The following is an 18,507-nucleotide window of genomic DNA, read 5'->3' on the forward strand; positions in this document are numbered from 1 at the left end:
CAGACTGCATGATCGCTTTTTCAATCTTAGGTGTCAGTTCTTTATCGAAAACCGTGATAGCCAGAGTATGTGCATCTTCAGCAACTACGTTTGCAACCTGGTTCAGAGGAGTTGGTGCACCGTAATACTCCACATTGATACCTGATAGCAGGCTTGGGTGAGCACGACCGGTACGAATTTTAGAAAGGTTATTTTTTAGCGCTTCAACGCTTTTGTCCATGCGCTCCTGAGCGCTTTTTTTGATTTCGTTAATCACAGTTTCACCTTAGATATGTCTTCTTTCTAAAAGAAAGCCTAATAGGGTTTAAGCAAAAGGCAACGCCATCGACCTGAGAGTGTCGATGGCAATTGAGTCTGTTATTCAGCGACGCTGATCAGCGTGCCTTCTGCTTCGCCCATCACCACGCGACGTAGGGCGCCTGGTTTATTCATGTTGAATACACGGATTGGCATTTTGTGGTCACGAGCCAGTGTGAACGCTGCCAAATCCATCACTTTCAGTTCTTTTTCCAGAACAGCGTTGTAAGACAACTTATCATACAGTTCTGCGTCCGGGTTTGCTACCGGGTCTGCGCTAAATACGCCATCGACTTTGGTCGCTTTAAGCACCACATCGGCTTCAATTTCAATACCACGCAGACACGCCGCAGAATCGGTTGTAAAGAATGGGTTGCCGGTACCTGCCGAGAAAATCACCACGCGGCCCTGACGCAGTTCACGGATGGCATCTGCCCAATTGTAGTCGTCACACACACCTTGCAGTGGAATTGCCGACATTACACGTGCGTTCACGTAAGCACGGTGCAAGGCATCACGCATCGCCAAGCCGTTCATTACCGTTGCCAGCATCCCCATGTGGTCACCCACAACACGGTTCATACCCGCTTCCGCCAGACCTGCACCGCGGAACAGGTTACCACCACCGATAACCACGCCCACCTGAACACCCAGTTCAACCAGTTCTTTGACCTCTTGCGCCATACGGTCCAGTACCGCAGGATCAATACCAAAACCTTCATTGCCTTGCAGCGCTTCACCACTCAGTTTTAACAGAATTCGTTGATATGCCGGTTTAGGGTTCGTAGTCATGGAGTTTACCTTCCAAAAAAGAGAGTTATTGATTAACAGTCATGGATGAAGGCTCACTTAACCTGCATCCATCACGGCAAATCGGCCGCTACTCATAAAAAGACCGCAGCCATGGCCACGGTCTTTTTATTGTGCACGTCGCTAAGGATTAACCTTTCTGCGCCAGTGCGACTTCTTCAGCGAAGCTCAGGCCTTCTTGTTTCTCGATACCTTCACCTACTTCCAGGCGAACGAATGCAGAAACAGTAGCGCCTTTCTCTTTCAGGATTTCGCCAACAGATTTCTTAGGTTCCATAACGAATGGCTGACCAGTCAGAGAGATTTCGCCAGTGAATTTCTTCATACGGCCAACAACCATCTTCTCTGCGATCTCTGCAGGTTTACCTTCGTTCATCGCGATTTCAACTTGAACCGCTTTTTCTTTTTCTACTACGTCAGCAGGTACGTCTTCAGGGTTCAGGTACTCTGGACGAGAAGCAGCAACGTGCATAGCTACGTGCTTCAGAGTCTCAGCATCGCCTTCACCAGCAACAACTACACCGATTTTCTCACCGTGACGGTACGAAGCGATAGCTGCGCCTTGAACGTATTGTACGCGACGAATAGTGATGTTTTCACCGATCTTAGCGACCAGAGCAACACGCTCTTCTTCGAATTTCGCTTGTAGTTCTTCAACAGAAGCTTTAGAAGCCAGCGCGTCAACTGCAACTTTCTCAGCGAATGCAGCGAAGTTAGCATCTTTAGCAACGAAGTCAGTTTGGCAGTTAACTTCAAGAAGAACGGCAACGCCATCAGCGTCTTTGATGATGATCGCGCCTTCAGCTGCTAGGTTACCTGCTTTCTTAGCAGCTTTAGCAGCGCCTGATTTACGCATGTTTTCGATTGCTAGTTCGATGTCGCCGTCGGTTTCAACAAGCGCTTTCTTACATTCCATCATGCCTGCGCCAGTACGTTCGCGCAGTTCTTTAACTAGAGCAGCAGTAACAGCCATTCTCTATTCCTCAGTTGATTCTGGATATGGTAAAAATCAGGGGCCTACATTGTCGGCCCCTGATGCTAACTATAACTTAGTTTATGCGACAACTTGGTTTCACATAAAACTAAGTGTGACACAGAGCCGCTATTATTCAGCTTCTACGAAACCGTCTTTTTCAGCAGCTGCTGCAACGTCTTGGTTACGACCTTCAGACACAGCTTGAGCTGCAGCGTTCAGGTATAGCTGTACCGCACGGATCGCGTCGTCGTTACCTGGGATAACGTAGTCAACACCATCTGGGTTAGAGTTGGTATCAACAACAGCAAATACTGGAATACCTAGGTTGTTCGCTTCTTTAACTGCGATGTGCTCGTGATCAGCGTCGATTACGAACAGAGCGTCTGGTAGGCCGCCCATGTCTTTGATACCACCAAGAGATTTCTCTAGCTTCTCCATTTCGCGAGTACGCATCAGAGCTTCTTTCTTGGTCAGCTTGTCGAAAGTACCGTCTTGAGATTGAGTCTCAAGCTCTTTCAGACGCTTGATAGACTGACGAACAGTTTTGTAGTTAGTCAGCATGCCGCCCAACCAGCGGTTGTTTACGTAGAACTGGTTGCTTGCGATAGCAGCTTCTTTAACAGCTTCAGATGCAGCGCGCTTAGTACCTACGAAAAGAACTTTACCTTTTTTCTCGCCGATTTTAGCCAGCTCAGCCAGAGCGTCGTTGAACATCGGTACAGTTTTTTCTAGGTTGATGATGTGAACCTTGTTACGAGCACCAAAGATGAATGGCTTCATTTTTGGGTTCCAGTAACGAGTCTGGTGACCGAAGTGAACACCAGCTTTCAGCATATCGCGCATTGATACAGTTGCCATTTTAAAATCCTCTATGGGGTTAGGCCTCCACATCCCCCATGAATCCGACCCTGTCTATCAGACGGGCACCCCGGAACATGTGTCGGAATGTGTGTGATTTAAAGATAAAAGTATAGTCGGAAACGTAATCCGCTTCGCCTTTCGAAGAAAACGAACCAAGTTTCCGGCGCGCTTTATATCACAAAACCGCCACTCTTGACCAGAAAAAATTGCCCGTTACCAGGCTGGCAGACGCGCCGTAACTCGCCTTCAAACCACTCAAGCGCCACGACAGAAATAAGACAAATACACATTCTCAACACATCCTGTTAGAATGCGACCACAAGCACATTCTGTGCTCCAGAATAAACAGAGAGAAGTCGATGTCTATCAAGATCAAAACTGCTGAAGAAATCGAGCGTATGCGCATCGCCGGAAAACTGGCTGCCGACGTTCTTGAAATGATTGAACCTCACATTAAAGAGGGTGTAACGACAGAGGAACTGAATCAGATCTGTCACGACTACGCTCTGGAGCGAGGCGCATACTCAGCACCGCTGAACTACCACGGCTTCCCGAAATCTATCTGTACATCGATCAACCACATCGTGTGTCACGGTATCCCTGCCACACAAGACGAAGTGGGCAGCAATGGTCAGGTAAAGCCAGCGGTACTGAAAAACGGCGACATTATCAACGTCGATATTACCGTGATCGTGCCCAATGATGAAAAGGCCGATCTGAGCGCACGCCCGGAAGGCTACCACGGAGATACCTCTAAAATGTTCCTGGTGGGCGAGGTGTCACCGGCAGACAAACGCCTGTGTATGGTGACGAAGGAAGCGCTCTACGTCGGTATGCGCACCGTCAAACCTGGCTCGACGGTTGGTGACATCGGCAGCGCCATCGAGAAATACATCAAAGACAACAACAAAAAGAACCCACGCAATAAGTTTTCTATCGTGAGAGATTTTTGTGGTCATGGCATCGGCAATGAATTCCATGAAGAACCGCAGGTGGTGCATTACAAGAACAGCGACCGCCGTGTACTGAAAGAAGGCATGTGTTTCACCATCGAGCCGATGATTAACGCGGGCAAATTTGGCGTAAGCGTCGACGCCGCGGACGACTGGACGGTGTACACCGGCGACGGCAAAAAATCGGCGCAATACGAACACACGATTGTCGTCACGAAAGAAGGTTGTGAGGTGATGACCCTGCGTAGCGATGACACCATCCCGCGTCATATGAACAACCTGTAAGCCTTGTGAACTCCTTTTGAATATCCCCGCCCTGCGGGGATATTTTTTTATTGGCTCCGTTTTGATAAATTGAATGATTATGGAGTTAACCGCATGGATTGCCGCGTATGCCTTACCAATCACCTCTGACTTTTTCTGAACAACAACTCAGCGTCAGTGAACTGAAAAATCAGCTGGACCTGTTTGCCGAGTATCAGAAGAAGGAATTCCTCAAACATCATCCGGTGACCGACTTGGTCCTCGGCCGGGCAGAGTACATTGACCTGCTGCTGTTCCGTTTGTGGCAACACTTTGGCTTTGACGCTCTGCCCAACATCAGTCTGGTGGCGGTGGGCGGTTATGGCCGAGGCGAACTGCACCCCTTATCAGACATCGATATTCTGGTGGTATCACGCAAGCCGTTACCGGAATCGATGGGCACTAAAGTCAGTGAGTTCATTACCTTACTGTGGGACTTACGGCTGGAAGTCGGCCATGCCGTGCGCTCCGTGGACGAGTGTGCCGACATCGGTCGTCGCGATCTGACCGTGGCCACCAATTTACAGGAAGCGCGCCTGCTGTGTGGTTGTGAAGATACGTTTCATCAGCTCAAGATGGTTATTCATTCTGAATCGTTCTGGCCGAGTGAGACCTTCTACAAAGCGAAAGTACAAGAGCAGCGCGAACGCCACGCCCGCTACCACGACACAACCTACAATCTGGAACCGGACATCAAGTCGACACCGGGCGGGCTGCGCGATATTCACACCCTGGGCTGGATTGCCCGCCGCCACTTCGGCGCCACTTCTCTGTTTGAGATGAGCCGCTTTGGTTTTCTGACCGACGCCGAATACCGTGAACTGGTCGAGTGTCAGGACTTTCTCTGGCGGGTGCGCTTTGCGCTGCACATAGAACTCAAACGCTACGACAACCGGTTGACGTTCGCCCATCAGGTCAAAGTGGCTGAACACCTCGGTTTTGTCGGCGACGGCAACCGCGGAGTTGAGATGATGATGAAAGAGTTCTATCGCACGCTGCGCCGGGTGGCAGAACTCAACAAAATGCTGCTCAAGATTTTCGACCAGGCCATCTTAGAAAACGGCATTGAGGCACCACCGCAAATCCTCAGTGATGATTTTCAGCGTCGCGGGCCGCTGATAGAAGCGCGCAAACCGGCGCTGTTTCAGGCTCGGCCAGAAACCATTCTGGACATGTTTATCCATATTGCTAACGATTCAAGCATCGAAGGCGTCGCTCCGCCGACGCTACGTCAATTGCGCACCGCCCGCCGTCGCCTGAACAAGTTTCTCCACACCATCCCGGAGGCTCGGGAAAAGTTCATGGAGCTGTGCCGCCACCCTAACGCATTGCATAAAGCCTTCAGCCTGATGCACAAACTCGGAGTACTGGCCGCTTACCTGCCACAGTGGAGCCAGATTGTCGGCCAGATGCAATTTGATCTGTTCCACGTTTACACCGTCGACGAACACAGCATCCGTCTGCTCAAACACATCAATACCTTTAGCTACGCCAGTAATCACGACAAACACCCGATCTGCTGTGAGGTCTACCCTCGGCTGCAGAAAAAAGAGTTGCTGATTCTGGCCGCGATTTTCCATGACATCGGCAAAGGCCGCGGCGGGGATCATTCCGAAATCGGCGCAGAAGAGGCCTACAGTTTCTGTATCGAACATGGCCTGTCCAAACCCGAAGCCAAACTGGTGTCGTGGCTGGTGCTCAATCACCTGTTGATGTCCGTCACGGCGCAGCGTCGTGACATCTACGATCCGGACGTGATAGCCGAGTTTGCGAAAACGGTCCGCGACGAGGAATACCTGGAGTACCTGGTGTGTCTGACCGTGGCCGATATCTGCGCCACCAACCCGGAGTTGTGGAACAGTTGGAAACGCACCCTACTGGCTGAGCTGTTTTATTCAACCCAACGTGCGCTGCGCCGCGGGCTGGAAAATCCGGTCGACGTCCGTGATCGCATTCGTCACAACCAGCAATTGGCGTCGGCGCTGCTGCGCAAAGAAGGCTTTGCCGCACGGGAGATCGAGCTGCTATGGCAACGTTTTAAAGCCGACTACTTCTTACGTCACACTCACAAACAAATCGCCTGGCACTGCACCCACCTGCTGCGCCATGACGATCCGGATCAGCCCTTGATTCTGGTGAGCAAAAAAGCCACCCGTGGAGGCACCGAAGTGTTTGTCTACAGCAAAGACCAACATGCGCTGTTCGCTACTGTAGTGGCCGAGCTTGACCGACGTAACTTCAATGTCCACGATGCACAGGTCATGACCAGCAAAGACGGTTACGTGCTGGATACCTTTATGGTGCTCGATCAATTCGGTAATGCGGTGGAGGAAAATCGCCACAATGCCATCATTAAGCACCTGACACACGTGCTGCAAGACAGCCGTCCGGTTAAAATCCGGCCGCGCCGGGTACCGCGTCAGCTCAAGCATTTTAAAGTCCGCACTCAGGTGGATTTTCTGCCAACCAAGAGCAAAAAACGCACCCTGATGGAATTTGTTGCTCTGGATACTCCCGGCCTGCTGGCCACCGTTGGGGCGACGTTTGCGGATCTTGGCATCAACCTGCATGCGGCGAAAATCACCACCATTGGCGAACGAGCCGAGGATTTATTTATTCTCACCAGTCACAATGGCGGCCGCCTGAGCGAAGACGAAGAGCAAGCCCTGCGGGCATCACTCATCGACAATGTGGCTGAGCTGGCACCGAACTAGCGATCTCGCCCACAAGTTAGGCATTTGGTTTAAATATCAGCTATCTGACACATTTTTAGACTGCTACAGTAGGAAGGTGGTACTGTTTCAGAGACAAACATTAAGAGGTCACTTATGTATCCAAACCTCACCGGCTTAGGCATCCAGGATCCTAAACAGATAGAGCGCTACTCTCTACGCCAGGAAGCGCACAAAGACGTACTGAAGATCTATTTTCGTAAGCAGAAAGGCGAACTGTTTGCGAAGAGTGTCAAGTTCAAGTATCCGCGACAGGTGAAAAACGTCTTGGTCGACAGCGGCAGCCATCAATACAAGGAAGTCACTGAGATCAACCGAAACCTGACTCTGGTTATCGATGAGCTGAACAAACTGACCAAGCCGGAAAAACACACTGAAACAGATATTAAGCAGAAGATCCTGTCGGATCTCAAACATCTGGAAAAAGTAGTGGCCAGCAAGATCGCTGAGATTGAAGCTGATTTAGACAAACTGAAATAAACACAAAAGGCTCCATTCGGAGCCTTTCTTTTCTAGAACACGGACAGCTAAGCTTTCAACTCAGCCACCCCGCAAAGTGCCCAACCAGATACAATGCAATCCCAGCCATGATCCCGGCAACAATGTCGTCCAGCATAATCCCGAAGCCACCGTGGACGGTTTTGTCCAGCCAACTGATCGGCCAGGGCTTGATCATGTCGAAAATTCGGAACAACACAAATCCTGTTAACAACCATTTCCAATCGCTGAGCGGGATCTGAAACCAGGGCACCACCAGCATGGTGATCCAGAAGCCGGAAAATTCATCCCAAACAATCGAGCCGTGATCATGCACTCCCATGTCGTCGGACGTGACCTGGCAGATTTTGATCCCAATCAGACACGACGCCAGTACCGCAATGATGTACAACGGCAAAGGCAGCTGCGCCAGCAACAGGAAAAACGGCACCGCCGCCAGTGTCCCCATGGTGCCCGGGACAATCGGAGACAATCCGCTGCCAAATCCGGTGGCGAGCAGGTGCCAGGGATTTTTCAAAGAAATCAAAGAAAGTGGATTGGTCATTTTCCTGCCTTAAAGTGGTCAAAACCGTGCAGTTGCCATTCTACCGGCTTGCCGCCCTGATGTAACTCGAACGTACCGGCCGGGCGAATCTGGCCGATACAGGTGATTTTCGTACCACAGTGCGCCAACGCACTGTCCAACGTGCCCCGGTACTCTTGCGGGACGGTGAAACACAGCTCGTACTCTTCCCCACTGGTCAGCGCGTATTGCTGCGCTTGGGTGGTATCACCGAGAAACTGCAACAGTTCCGCCGACAATGGCAATTCCGCCACATCAATACTGGCACCGACCGATGAACGTTGCAGAATGTGGCCCAGATCGGCAATCAGACCATCTGATATATCGATAGCCGCGCTGGCAATATTCAACAGAGCCTGCCCGGCCAACACCCGAGGTGTGGAGATAAAATGGCGCTCTTCCAGTTTATCGGCAAACGGCAAAGACCGTTTGTTCGCATCCAGAATCACATCCAGTCCGGCGCGGCTATCACCGAGATCACCGGTCACGTATATCCAGTCGCCAACCTGAGCAGTGTGGCGAGTCAGGGCACGCTCTTTCGGGACGAACCCTTGCACCGTCAAGGTCAGACACAACGGCCCCTTGGTGGTATCCCCGCCGATTAGCTGAATACCAAAATAGTCGGCAAGCTGGAAAAAGGCGTCACAAAAAGGAGCCAGCCAAGCTTCGTCTGCCTGCGGCATGGTCAGAGCGAATGAGACCCATGCAGGCGTGGCCCCCATGGCGGCCAAATCACTGATGTTGGAAGCCAGCGCTTTGTGCGCCACCCAACCCGGGTTGGCTGATTTCAGAAAGTGAGTGCCTTCCACCAGCGTATCGGTGCTGATGGCCAGCGCCACATTGTCCGGCGGCTGAACCAGTGCACAATCATCGCCGGCCGCCAATAGCACATCTTTGCGCTGCGACTGGCGTCCCACAAAGTATTTTTCGATAAGGTTAAATTCCCCAGACATTGGCAGGTCCTGGTTCCTTATGACTGATTGGCATGCCGACCCGTCATGGTCAGCATGAGTTAATTATCACAAAAAAGGCCAGCGTGTGCTGACCTTTTTATTTACAGAAAACGTTTATTTCTTACGTACATGCGGTGCGGCTTTGTCCAGCACACCGTTGACAAACTTATGGCTGTCTTCTGCGGCGAACACTTTAGCCAGTTCGATCGCTTCGTTGATCACCACTTTGTAAGGTACATCTTCACGACGGGTCATTTCGTACATCGCCAGACGCAGCAGCGCCAGCTCCATCATGTCCAAGTCCTGCATCGGACGGGACGTGTATGGGCGGATCTTGCTGTCCAGCTCTTTGTGGCTCAGTACCACACCGGTCAGAAGATCACGGAAGTAAGCAACGTCAGTTTCTGGTGCAGCCAGAGCAGGCTCAGCGGCATGATGTTCTTCTTCATCATATTTGCCACCAGAAAGGAATTGTTCTTCGATAGTTGCTACGTTCTCATTGGTAATTTGCCATGAGTAGATAGCTTGTAGCGCAAATTGACGTGCATTACGACGTGCGGCTGGTTTCACACTGGCCCCCATTAGGAATCAATTTCAGACAGAACGTTAATCATCTCAAGTGCGCTCAGTGCAGCCTCTGCACCTTTGTTACCAGCCTTGGTTCCTGCGCGTTCAATAGCTTGATCGATAGTATCAACGGTCAAAACACCAAATGCCACAGGAATGCTAAACTCCATAGACACTTGCGCCAGACCTTTATTCATTTCACTGCAAACATAGTCAAAGTGTGGTGTGCCACCACGAATTACAGAACCCAGCGAAACGATAGCATCAAATTTACCGGTTTTTGCAACACGTTGTGCAACCAGTGGTAGCTCGACCGCACCCGGGCAGCGTACTACTGTGATGTTTTCGTCGCTCACTTGGCCGTGACGCTTTAAAGTGTCGATAGCACCAGACAACAGGCTTTCGTTAATGAAACTGTTGAAACGAGAAATCACAATCGCAACTTTTGCATTTGGTGCAGGGAAACCACCTTCGATCACTTTCATAAGCTTTCCTTTAACTTTGTTCATCAAGTGAGAATCGCCGGATTCTAGCATAGATTTGTGAGCAATATCTAATGGAAATTTGCCACGTCGGCTCCACCTTCTGAGTAGGCACAGCACCGAGTAACGCTTTCTTCATCAGCCCCAGCAGAAAAAAACACAGCCCGCATCGCGGGCTGTGTGACTGTCTCTGTCTGTCAGGTCAGAAGCGGGACTATTCGCACACGTATTCAGCAACGTTAAGGCCAAATCCCCCCAACGCATGGTACTTCTTATTGCTGGACGACAGGAGACGCATATCGTGCACGCCCAGGTCAGCCAGAATTTGCGACCCAACCCCCACACGGCGAGAGGTGCCCTGTTTCTTCGCCATGGTCGGAGCCTGTCCGTTGTCCTGAGCTTCAAACATTTTGACCCGGTGGATGAGCAGATCCGCCGATTCTTCATTCCCCAGGATCACCAGAACCCCACCTTCCTGGCCAATGCGTTTCATCGCTTTGTCCAGCGTCCAGCTGCGCTCAGCATTGCGATCACTGCGCAGCAGATCAGTAAAGGTATCCTGCAGATGCACGCGCACCAAAGGCGTATTTTCCAGGCTGCCTTTTTTCAACGCGTAGTGGATCTGATTGTCGATGGTGTCACGATAAGTCACCAGTTCAAATTCCCCAAACTCGGTCGGCAACTTGCACTGAGCAACGCGTTCTATCGTGGTTTCGGTGTTGTTGCGATACTCTATCAGATCCGCAATGGTGCCGAGTTTGATGCCGTGTTTATCGGCAAAAATTTCCAGATCCGGGCGGCGTGCCATGGTGCCATCATCATTGAGGATTTCAACGATCACGGACGCAGGCTCCAGCCCCGCCAGACGCGCCAGATCACACCCCGCTTCAGTGTGCCCTGCACGGGTCAGTACTCCACCGTCCTGTGCCGCTAACGGGAAAATATGGCCCGGTTGAACCAGATCCGATGCTTTGGCCTCTTTCGCCACCGCCGCTTGAACCGTGCGTGCACGATCTGCCGCTGAAATGCCGGTTGTCACGCCCTCTGCCGCTTCAATGGAGACAGTAAAATTGGTGGTGTACTGCGCATTATTGTCCTGCACCATCGGCGGCAAGCCGAGAGACAAACAACGTTCTTTGGTCATGGTCAGGCAGATCAGGCCGCGTCCGTGGGTGGCCATGAAGTTGATCGCTTCCGGCGTAATGTGCTCGGCAGCCATGATCAGATCGCCCTCGTTTTCGCGATCTTCATCATCCATCAGGATCACCATTTTCCCCTGACGAATATCATCAATAATTTCCTGTGGCGTACTAATCGGCATGATCTTATTCCTGTTGTTTTGGGCTATTCATCGGCCAGGCGGCCCGCCAAGTTAGGCAAAGCCGTTTTGTTGTAAGAATTCCATTGTCAGGCGAGACTGCGGCTCCTGGCTTTCATCAGCGCCCTGCAGCAGACGCTCCATATATCGGGCCATCACATCCACCTCGAGATTCACCCGGCGTCCGACCTGAAACTGGTCAATGGTGGTTTCCTGAGAGGTGTGCGGTACGATCGTCAGTTTGAATGCGTTTTTACGCAGGCCGTTGACCGTCAGGCTGATGCCATCCACCGTCACCGACCCTTTTTCAGCCACATAACGTGCAATCTCTTGCGGCATCGCGACCCACAACTCGATTGCCCGTCCAACCAACTGACGTTCAATAATCTCGCCCACGCCATCCACATGACCTGAAACAATATGGCCACCAAACCGCGTGGTTGGCAACATGGCTTTTTCCAGGTTGACTGTATCGCCAACCTTGTAGCCGGTGAAGCCGGTTTTGTTCATCGTCTCGACCGACAGGTCTGCCGTATAACGGCGTCCATCAAGGTGTGTTACCGTCAGGCAAACACCATTGGTGGCAATACTGTCACCCAATTTCACGTCGCTCATGTCCAGTTGACCGGCATCGACCGTCACACTGATGTCTTCCCCTTTTGGGGTGATGGCAGTCAGGGTACCGACCGCCTCAATAATTCCGGTAAACATATTCGTTAATCTTTGTGTTTTAACTTAGCCACGATACGAAGGTCATTTCCTACCGGGCGTACATCCTGAATATCCAGCTCGATCGCCTGGTCCATCGTGTCCAGTCCCAGTGCGCCGAACAGGCCTCGTCCATCACTGCCCATCAGTTTTGGCGCGAGATAAATCACCAGCTCATCCACCAAACGCTGTTTGAGCAGCGCGCTCGCCAATGTGGCGCCGGCTTCAACCCACAGGTGATGAATGTGATGCTCATTGGCTAAAATAGCCAGTGTCGTCGCCAGATCAATGTGACCATCTTCAGCCAACTTAGTGGCGACATCCCCTTGCGGAGACACAACCAAGACCTCTCCAGCCGTATTAAACAGTTTAAGTGTTGGCAGCAGATTTTGCTGGCGATCGAGGATCACCCGCACAGGCTGGCGTACATCCTGGCGTGCGTAATGCGCCGTTACTCCAGCAGGAAGATCGTCGTAACGCACATTCAGAGAAGCGTCATCGTCAATTACCGTACGGCTAGTTGAAAGCACCGCGCCGGCCTGTGCACGGTATTTCTGGACATCCTGACGCGCGGCATCAGACGTGATCCACTGGCTCTGACCATTGGCCAGCGCCGTTTGACCATCGAGACTGGCCGCCATTTTCAGTTGCACGTACGGCATGCCAGTTTTCATCCGCTTAATAAAAGCAGGGTTGAGTGCCAGCGCATCTTGCTCCAGTAACCCCACCGCGACTTCGATCCCCGCTTCACGCAGCATAGTAATGCCTCGACCGGCCACTTTAGGGTTCGGATCTTCCATGGCGCAAATCACTTTGCTCACACCCGCCCGAATCAACCCCTCGGCGCAGGGCGGAGTTCGGCCATAGTGCGAACATGGCTCAAGCGTAACATACGCCACCGCGCCGCGAGCCCGCTCGCCCGCCATACGGAGTGCATGCACTTCCGCGTGTGGTTCGCCGGCACGGTAATGAAAGCCTTCACCGACAATGTTGCCATCGCACACGATGACACAGCCGACATTCGGATTGGGAGCCGTGGTGTAGACGCCCCGTCTGGCCAGTTGAATGGCACGGGACATCATTTGATAATCAAGAGGAGTAAAAGTCGGCATGGCGTGCATCAATCTTCTAGTCTGGCGATCTCTTCACCAAACTCTTTAATGTCTTCAAAACTACGGTATACGGACGCAAATCGGATATAGGCCACTTTATCCAGTTCACGCAGTTGCTCCATCACCAGGTTACCAATCATTTCGCTCGGTACCTCGCGTTCACCGGTTGCCCGCAGCTTGGATTTGATCTGACTGATGGCCAGTTCCACCGAATCAGCACTGACCGGGCGTTTCTCCAGCGCACGCTGAATACCACCGACCATTTTGTCTTCATTGAACGGTTCACGATTGCCGTTCGACTTGATCACTTTCGGCATCACCAACTCGGCGCTCTCAAATGTGGTGAAGCGCTCACCACACGCCAGACACTGACGGCGACGCCTGACCTGATGACCATCCGCCACCAGACGAGAATCGATCACTTTAGTGTCGTTCTCAGAGCAAAAAGGACAATGCATATCACCTCCAAGTAATTGATTGGTAGTGTAGCGGAATTGCTTCGGTGAAGAAAACAAAAAGGGGCGTCAACGCCCCTTTTTACGGTGACTTTGCACCAGAATTGCTAGCTACGCGACAGGTAATCTGCCACGCCTACCCATTTGTAACTGGTCAGCTCTTCCAAGCCCATCGGCCCACGGGCGTGCAGTTTTTGTGTTGAGACGGCCACTTCCGCACCCAGTCCAAACTGTGCACCATCGGTAAAGCGGGTCGAGGCATTAACATACACCGCCGCCGAGCCCGCCGAGTTAATAAACAACTCCGCATTTTTCAGGCTATTAGTTAAGATCGCATCCGAATGACTGGCATTGTGCTGTCGCATATGCTCGATCGCCTCCCGTACATCCGCCACCAGCTTCACCCCTAAGGTGTAACTCAGCCACTCCGTATCGAAGTCCCCGTGCACGGCCTCACGCATTTCAGCGGCACTCCCCAGCAGTGCTTTAGCCTCAGGTGTCGCTACGAAAGTCACACGGCCAGCCAGGCGAGCCGCCAGCTTTGGTAACAGTTGTGCCGCCACGTTTTCATGCACCAACAAGGTATCGAGCGCGTTACACGCCGACGGACGCTGTACTTTCGCGTTTTCAATCACAGCCAGTGATTTGTCCAGCTCTGCACTGTCGTCAACAAACATATGACTGATGCCGAATCCGCCGATAATCACAGGGATCGTGCTGTTTTCTTTACACATTTTATGCAAACCAGCGCCGCCGCGAGGGATGATCATATCGACATAATCATCCAGCTTGAGCAACTGGGTCACCAGCTCTCTATCCGGTTTTTCAATGTATTGCACGGCAGCCGCTGGAAGCTTCGCTTTTTCCAGCGCCGATTGAATCACCTTCACCAGCTCCATATTGGAGAAGAAAGTTTCTTTGCCACCGCGCAGAATGCTGGCATTCCCCGTTTTCAGACACAGCGCCGCAATATCGATGGTCACATTCGGCCGCGCTTCGTAAATCACCCCGACCACTCCCAATGGGACACGTCGACGTGACAGCGACATACCGTTTTCCAGCACTTTGCTGTCGATTTCGCTCCCCACCGGGTCATTGAGGCTAATCACATTGCGTACATCGTTGGCCATACTCTGCAGGCGCTCTGAGTTGAGCAGCAAGCGATCAAGCAATGCGTCACTCAGGCCAGCTTCACGACCGAGTTGAATGTCTTTGTCATTGGCCGCCAGAATGGTATCAGCGTTGGCTTCCAGCTCATCGGCAATGATGGCCAGAGCTCTGTTTTTCTGCGCCGTCGAGGCGGTCGCCAGGTGGAAAGCAGCCTCTTTGGCCGCCTTGCCCATGTTCATTAAATCCACGTGCTTTCCCTCTTAAGCGTTATTCCGTGATCACTACCATGTCGTCACGGTGAATGATTTCAGAGCCGTAGTCGTAGCCCAGAATAGCAAGAATGTCGTTACTGTGTTTACCGGCAATTTTGGCCAGATCCCGACTGGAGTAGCTAGTGATCCCCCGAGCGATCAAGTCGCCGTGTCGATTGGTAATGCGCGCCACTTCGCCGCGAGCAAATTCACCACTGACTTTTACCACCCCTTTGGCCAGCAGGCTGCTGCCCTTGCCGACCACGGCATTAACCGCACCGTCATCGATAAAGATGTCGCCGCCCGCCGCCGGTCCGGCCAGGATCCAACGTTTACGATTTTCCAGCGCCTCAGAGCACGGCAGAAAACGGGTACCGTGTGGTTCATCACTGAGTGCGTCAAAAATCACGTTTGGCGCACTGCCGGCCGCAATGATGACTTCAATCCCGGCGCGGCGCGCGATGTCCGCCGCCTGCAGCTTGGTCGCCATCCCGCCGGTACCCAGCGTGGTCCCGGAACCGCCCGCAATTTTGCGCAGCGTGGCGTCGATGGTTTTGACTTCTTTGATCAGCTCAGCGTCGGGATCTTTGCGCGGATCGGCCGTAAACAAGCCCTTCTGGTCGGTCAGCAGGAGCAGTTTGTCCGCACCACAGAGAATGCCGACCAGTGCTGAAAGGTTGTCGTTGTCGCCCACTTTGATTTCACTGGTCGCCACCGCGTCGTTTTCGTTCACCACGGGAATAATGCCGTTGTCGACCAGCGCATTGATAGTGTCGCGCGCATTGAGAAAACGCTCCCGATCTTCCAGATCCGCGCGGGTCAGCAGCATCTGACCGATTTTCAGCCCGTAAATGGCGAACAACGATTCCCACACCTGAATCAACTGACTCTGCCCCACCGCCGCCAACAACTGTTTGCTCGCCATCGAATTGGGCAGTGCGGGGTAACCTAAATGCTCACGGCCAGCTGCGATTGCACCTGACGATACCATGACCACTGAGTGGCCTTGTTTTTTTAACTCCGCACACTGACGGACCAGCTCTACCATATGAGCTCTGTCCAACGCCAGCGTGCCACCAGTCAGAACACTGGTACCAAGTTTTACGACAACCGTTTTGGGTTGCTGAGCGGTTACACTTTGTTGATTCGTTGTCATGATGTCTTTTGAAATGAAAAACGTACGAGAGGCTTTGTTTTAGCAATCCAGCACAGAATTAACAAGCAGAAAAGGTGCTAGAAAAGCACCTTTTTGTATTTCAGAAGGGGAAGATGGGGAAAATCAGACGAATTCAACCGATTCATCATGCAATTCGACACTGAGGCCAAACTTGTCATCCAGAGCGTTAACCAGCTTGAGGTGAAACTCTTCCTGAGTTTTGTTCACATCTTGAATGGCCGGTTGCGGCAGGTCGGTCACTACCCACTCGCCTTCCACGTTATAACGTCCAATGTGATACTTGGCCGCAAAGCCTTTTTCTTCCTGTTCTAACTCCATCCACCAGCCCCAAAACTCGCGCTTTTCCGGGGATTTCTGGTCATTCACGCAGACCGATAAACAGTCAAACAGGTAAAAGCCGTCTGCGCATTGTCCCTCGCGCAAATAAGGCCCAATTGCTTTCAGTGCCGTCAACAAACGATAATGAGTAGGACTTGTCTTCTCTGACATTGTGACTCTCCATTTTCATGTTAAGAATGCCCTTAAACTGGGTAATAATCATATGGTTATTTTCTACCCATAAGTTCACTGTTAACTAAATCCGCTGGAAAGTCATCTAAATAGTTCATCCTCTAACCAATTTATCGCCAAATCGAGGGATTGCTCATATCCTTTTGAAATTGTCTTGTTGCTGATTTTCTTCGCTTTACCGTAGTCGCTAAACAGCGCGACCAACTGGTTGTCCGATGGCGGAGACACAGGATCCCCCTCCATACTCATCGCCAGAATCGGCACCTTAGTTTTTCGGCTGGAGAGAAAACCTTGCACTTTGAGCGACCAAGCCATCATCTGGCCGGCCAGACTGTTGATGTCGACAGCCGATTTTCCCATGCGCGAAGCCAGCACATCCAAATACATTTTTGACATCATTTTCAGTTTATTCGGTGACGACAACACATCGTGAATCGGTGCCCCCAGCGAGACACACGCTTTGATTTTCTCTTGTTCGAGAAACGACAGACGCACCATGGCATTGCCGCCAAACCGGAAGCCAATGAGTCCGACGCGGCGATGATCGACCCAAGGCAGTTTAGGTAACTCATTTAAGACGGCCTGATGGAGGCAGGAGGAATCTTCACTCAACGGCCAGTGGCTGCTGTGCCCGATGGAGGGCATATCAACCGTCAACATCGCGATATCCCGCTTGGCAAAATGATCCCGAAACAGACGCCACATGTCGGTCTGTAAACTGTCCAGCCCGGCACTGACCATCACCACAGGTTGTGGCTTTTCGGTGTTCGACAGGTGCAGATTAGCGATGATGCGTTTATTTTTATACGGTACCTCAATCTGCTTGATGACGTACTTAGTTTTCTTCGCTGCATCGTTATAAGCGCTGTTGGCCAGCACCTGCGCCTGCAACGCCAGGTTGTCATTTTTCAGATGCGGATAACCGGCGATGCTAAAGCACAACGAAGCCGAGAACAGCTCATCAGCGGCTTTCTCACCCTGCATATCGTTGGCCCTTTTCTGATGCAGCATACCAAGCCGGGTCCACTCATACGTCCAGTTCCCGCCGTGGTAGCCCATCACCGTATCCAGCCACTCATCCCGGGTACGCGAATGCTTGGAAGACGCGATGCGCGCCAGCACGCTTTCCATCTCTATTGGATCAATGCCCTGCCAGACCCATTGCAGCCGGCGCAAGTTGCGATACCAGGAATGCTGCTCCTGCTGCTGCTTTTCCTCCAGCGCCACCTGACTGCTCGGCATATATTGCGTCAGTGCTGATGTCTCTTTGGCTTGTTTGTGTTTGACAAAAAGCGTTTCTGAGAGGTTCTTGCTGGTTGGTTCTGACATGACATCTTCCGGTTATTGCTTCTGTTCAGGTTATAGTAATAAAAAAAATGACCCATTAAAGGGTCATTTTTCAAAATATTATTTTTTAACCGTGCTTACTTCTGTTTACGGTTGATCGGCTCAATGTATTGAATCGCCATATCCCACGGCTGTTCAATCCAGGTGTCTTGAGCAATATCAACAACATAATCATCCAGCAGTGCTGCACCGGATGGCTTAGCGCACACTGCAATCAATTTCGCTTTCGGGTACATTTCACGCAGCTTGCGAGCAGTGTCGCCGCTGTCGACCAGATCTTCCACAATCAGATAGCCTTCACCGTCACCTTCCGGTGCTTTCAGAACACTCATGTCACGTTGATGATCGTGATCGTAGCTGGAGATACAGATCGTATCGACGTGGCGGATGCCCAGTTCGCGCGCCAGGATCGCCCCCGGAACCAGACCACCACGGCTGACTGCCCAGATCCCTTTCCATTGCTCTGCCGGCATTTGTTTTTCAGCCAGCTCACGGCAATGTGTGTGCATCTGGTCCCAAGTGATA

At 51.8% G+C, this 18,507-nt stretch carries 20 protein-coding genes; 3 read left to right on the forward strand and 17 right to left on the reverse strand.

Annotation, left to right across the window (positions count from 1 at the left end; all coding sequences use genetic code 11):
• The 4 genes from CAG65_RS10820 to rpsB all read right to left on the reverse strand — a co-directional run.
• Nucleotides 1-256, reverse strand: a 256-nt coding sequence (locus CAG65_RS10820; protein ID WP_161453629.1) for a ribosome recycling factor, incomplete at its 3' end; no start/stop codon positions are given.
• A gap of 101 nt (nt 257-357) precedes the next feature.
• Nucleotides 358-1,089 carry a UMP kinase gene (gene pyrH, locus CAG65_RS10825; protein ID WP_021705843.1) on the reverse strand — a complete coding sequence of 244 codons (732 nt, stop codon included), beginning with the start codon at nt 1,087-1,089 and terminating at the stop codon, nt 358-360.
• Between the two features lie 148 nt (nt 1,090-1,237).
• Nucleotides 1,238-2,080 (reverse strand): translation elongation factor Ts, encoded by an 843-nt coding sequence (gene tsf / locus CAG65_RS10830; protein WP_161453630.1) that lies wholly within the window; start codon nt 2,078-2,080, stop codon nt 1,238-1,240.
• 132 nt (nt 2,081-2,212) lie between these two features.
• On the reverse strand, nt 2,213-2,941 hold the full coding sequence (rpsB, locus tag CAG65_RS10835) for a 30S ribosomal protein S2 (RefSeq protein WP_021705845.1): 729 nt from the start codon (nt 2,939-2,941) through the stop codon (nt 2,213-2,215).
• Nucleotides 2,942-3,303: 362 nt separating this feature from the next.
• On the opposite strand from rpsB, the gene map reads away from it, so the two are divergent.
• The 3 genes from map to CAG65_RS10850 all read left to right on the forward strand — a co-directional run bounded on the left by map (nt 3,304) and on the right by CAG65_RS10850 (nt 7,412).
• A complete protein-coding gene (map, locus tag CAG65_RS10840) occupies nt 3,304-4,182 on the forward strand; it encodes a type I methionyl aminopeptidase (RefSeq protein ID WP_161453631.1) in 879 nt (292 codons plus the stop codon).
• A 107-nt stretch (nt 4,183-4,289) separates the two neighbouring features.
• Nucleotides 4,290-6,914 carry a bifunctional uridylyltransferase/uridylyl-removing protein GlnD gene (gene glnD / locus CAG65_RS10845; RefSeq protein WP_161453632.1) on the forward strand — a complete coding sequence of 875 codons (2,625 nt, stop codon included), beginning with the start codon at nt 4,290-4,292 and terminating at the stop codon, nt 6,912-6,914.
• 114 nt (nt 6,915-7,028) lie between these two features.
• Entirely contained in the window at nt 7,029-7,412 is a 384-nt protein-coding gene (locus CAG65_RS10850) for a DUF3461 family protein (protein ID WP_021705848.1), read from the forward strand.
• A 55-nt stretch (nt 7,413-7,467) separates the two neighbouring features.
• Here the strand turns inward: CAG65_RS10850 and pgpA are convergent, their stop codons facing one another.
• The 13 genes from pgpA to tet(34) all read right to left on the reverse strand — a co-directional run bounded on the left by pgpA (nt 7,468) and on the right by tet(34) (nt 18,506).
• A complete protein-coding gene (gene pgpA / locus CAG65_RS10855) occupies nt 7,468-7,974 on the reverse strand; it encodes a phosphatidylglycerophosphatase A (RefSeq protein WP_021705849.1) in 507 nt (168 codons plus the stop codon).
• On the reverse strand, nt 7,971-8,945 hold the full coding sequence (thiL, locus tag CAG65_RS10860) for a thiamine-phosphate kinase (protein WP_021705850.1): 975 nt from the start codon (nt 8,943-8,945) through the stop codon (nt 7,971-7,973). Before thiL ends, pgpA begins: the two co-directional genes overlap by 4 nt.
• Before the next feature lie 114 nt (nt 8,946-9,059).
• Nucleotides 9,060-9,527 (reverse strand): transcription antitermination factor NusB, encoded by a 468-nt coding sequence (nusB, locus tag CAG65_RS10865; protein ID WP_021705851.1) that lies wholly within the window; start codon nt 9,525-9,527, stop codon nt 9,060-9,062.
• Nucleotides 9,527-9,997, reverse strand: coding sequence for a 6,7-dimethyl-8-ribityllumazine synthase (gene ribH, locus CAG65_RS10870; RefSeq protein WP_021705852.1), 471 nt, complete (start codon nt 9,995-9,997; stop codon nt 9,527-9,529). Before ribH ends, nusB begins: the two co-directional genes overlap by 1 nt.
• Before the next feature lie 211 nt (nt 9,998-10,208).
• Entirely contained in the window at nt 10,209-11,315 is a 1,107-nt protein-coding gene (ribBA, locus tag CAG65_RS10875) for a bifunctional 3,4-dihydroxy-2-butanone-4-phosphate synthase/GTP cyclohydrolase II (protein ID WP_021705853.1), read from the reverse strand.
• Between the two features lie 51 nt (nt 11,316-11,366).
• Nucleotides 11,367-12,023 (reverse strand): riboflavin synthase, encoded by a 657-nt coding sequence (locus CAG65_RS10880; protein ID WP_021705854.1) that lies wholly within the window; start codon nt 12,021-12,023, stop codon nt 11,367-11,369.
• A gap of 5 nt (nt 12,024-12,028) precedes the next feature.
• Nucleotides 12,029-13,132 (reverse strand): bifunctional diaminohydroxyphosphoribosylaminopyrimidine deaminase/5-amino-6-(5-phosphoribosylamino)uracil reductase RibD, encoded by a 1,104-nt coding sequence (ribD, locus tag CAG65_RS10885; RefSeq protein ID WP_040902774.1) that lies wholly within the window; start codon nt 13,130-13,132, stop codon nt 12,029-12,031.
• An 8-nt stretch (nt 13,133-13,140) separates the two neighbouring features.
• The gene (gene nrdR, locus CAG65_RS10890) at nt 13,141-13,590 is read right to left on the reverse strand and encodes a transcriptional regulator NrdR (RefSeq protein ID WP_021705856.1); all 450 of its coding nucleotides are present in this window, start codon (nt 13,588-13,590) and stop codon (nt 13,141-13,143) included.
• Between the two features lie 104 nt (nt 13,591-13,694).
• The gene (locus tag CAG65_RS10895; RefSeq protein WP_021705857.1) at nt 13,695-14,945 is read right to left on the reverse strand and encodes a glutamate-5-semialdehyde dehydrogenase; all 1,251 of its coding nucleotides are present in this window, start codon (nt 14,943-14,945) and stop codon (nt 13,695-13,697) included.
• A gap of 19 nt (nt 14,946-14,964) precedes the next feature.
• Nucleotides 14,965-16,104 carry a glutamate 5-kinase gene (gene proB, locus CAG65_RS10900; protein ID WP_021705858.1) on the reverse strand — a complete coding sequence of 380 codons (1,140 nt, stop codon included), beginning with the start codon at nt 16,102-16,104 and terminating at the stop codon, nt 14,965-14,967.
• 123 nt (nt 16,105-16,227) lie between these two features.
• Nucleotides 16,228-16,614, reverse strand: a complete 387-nt coding sequence (gene crl, locus CAG65_RS10905) for a sigma factor-binding protein Crl (protein ID WP_021705859.1) — start codon at nt 16,612-16,614, stop codon at nt 16,228-16,230.
• Between the two features lie 102 nt (nt 16,615-16,716).
• Nucleotides 16,717-17,964, reverse strand: a complete 1,248-nt coding sequence (frsA, locus tag CAG65_RS10910) for an esterase FrsA (RefSeq protein WP_161453633.1) — start codon at nt 17,962-17,964, stop codon at nt 16,717-16,719.
• 95 nt (nt 17,965-18,059) lie between these two features.
• Nucleotides 18,060-18,506 (reverse strand): oxytetracycline resistance phosphoribosyltransferase domain-containing protein Tet(34), encoded by a 447-nt coding sequence (gene tet(34) / locus CAG65_RS10915; RefSeq protein WP_337247553.1) that lies wholly within the window; start codon nt 18,504-18,506, stop codon nt 18,060-18,062.
• Nucleotide 18,507: the final 1 nt, after the last annotated feature.

The sequence above is a fragment of the Vibrio sp. V39_P1S14PM300 genome, assembly GCF_009904765.1.
Lineage (GTDB): Bacteria > Pseudomonadota > Gammaproteobacteria > Enterobacterales > Vibrionaceae > Vibrio > Vibrio proteolyticus.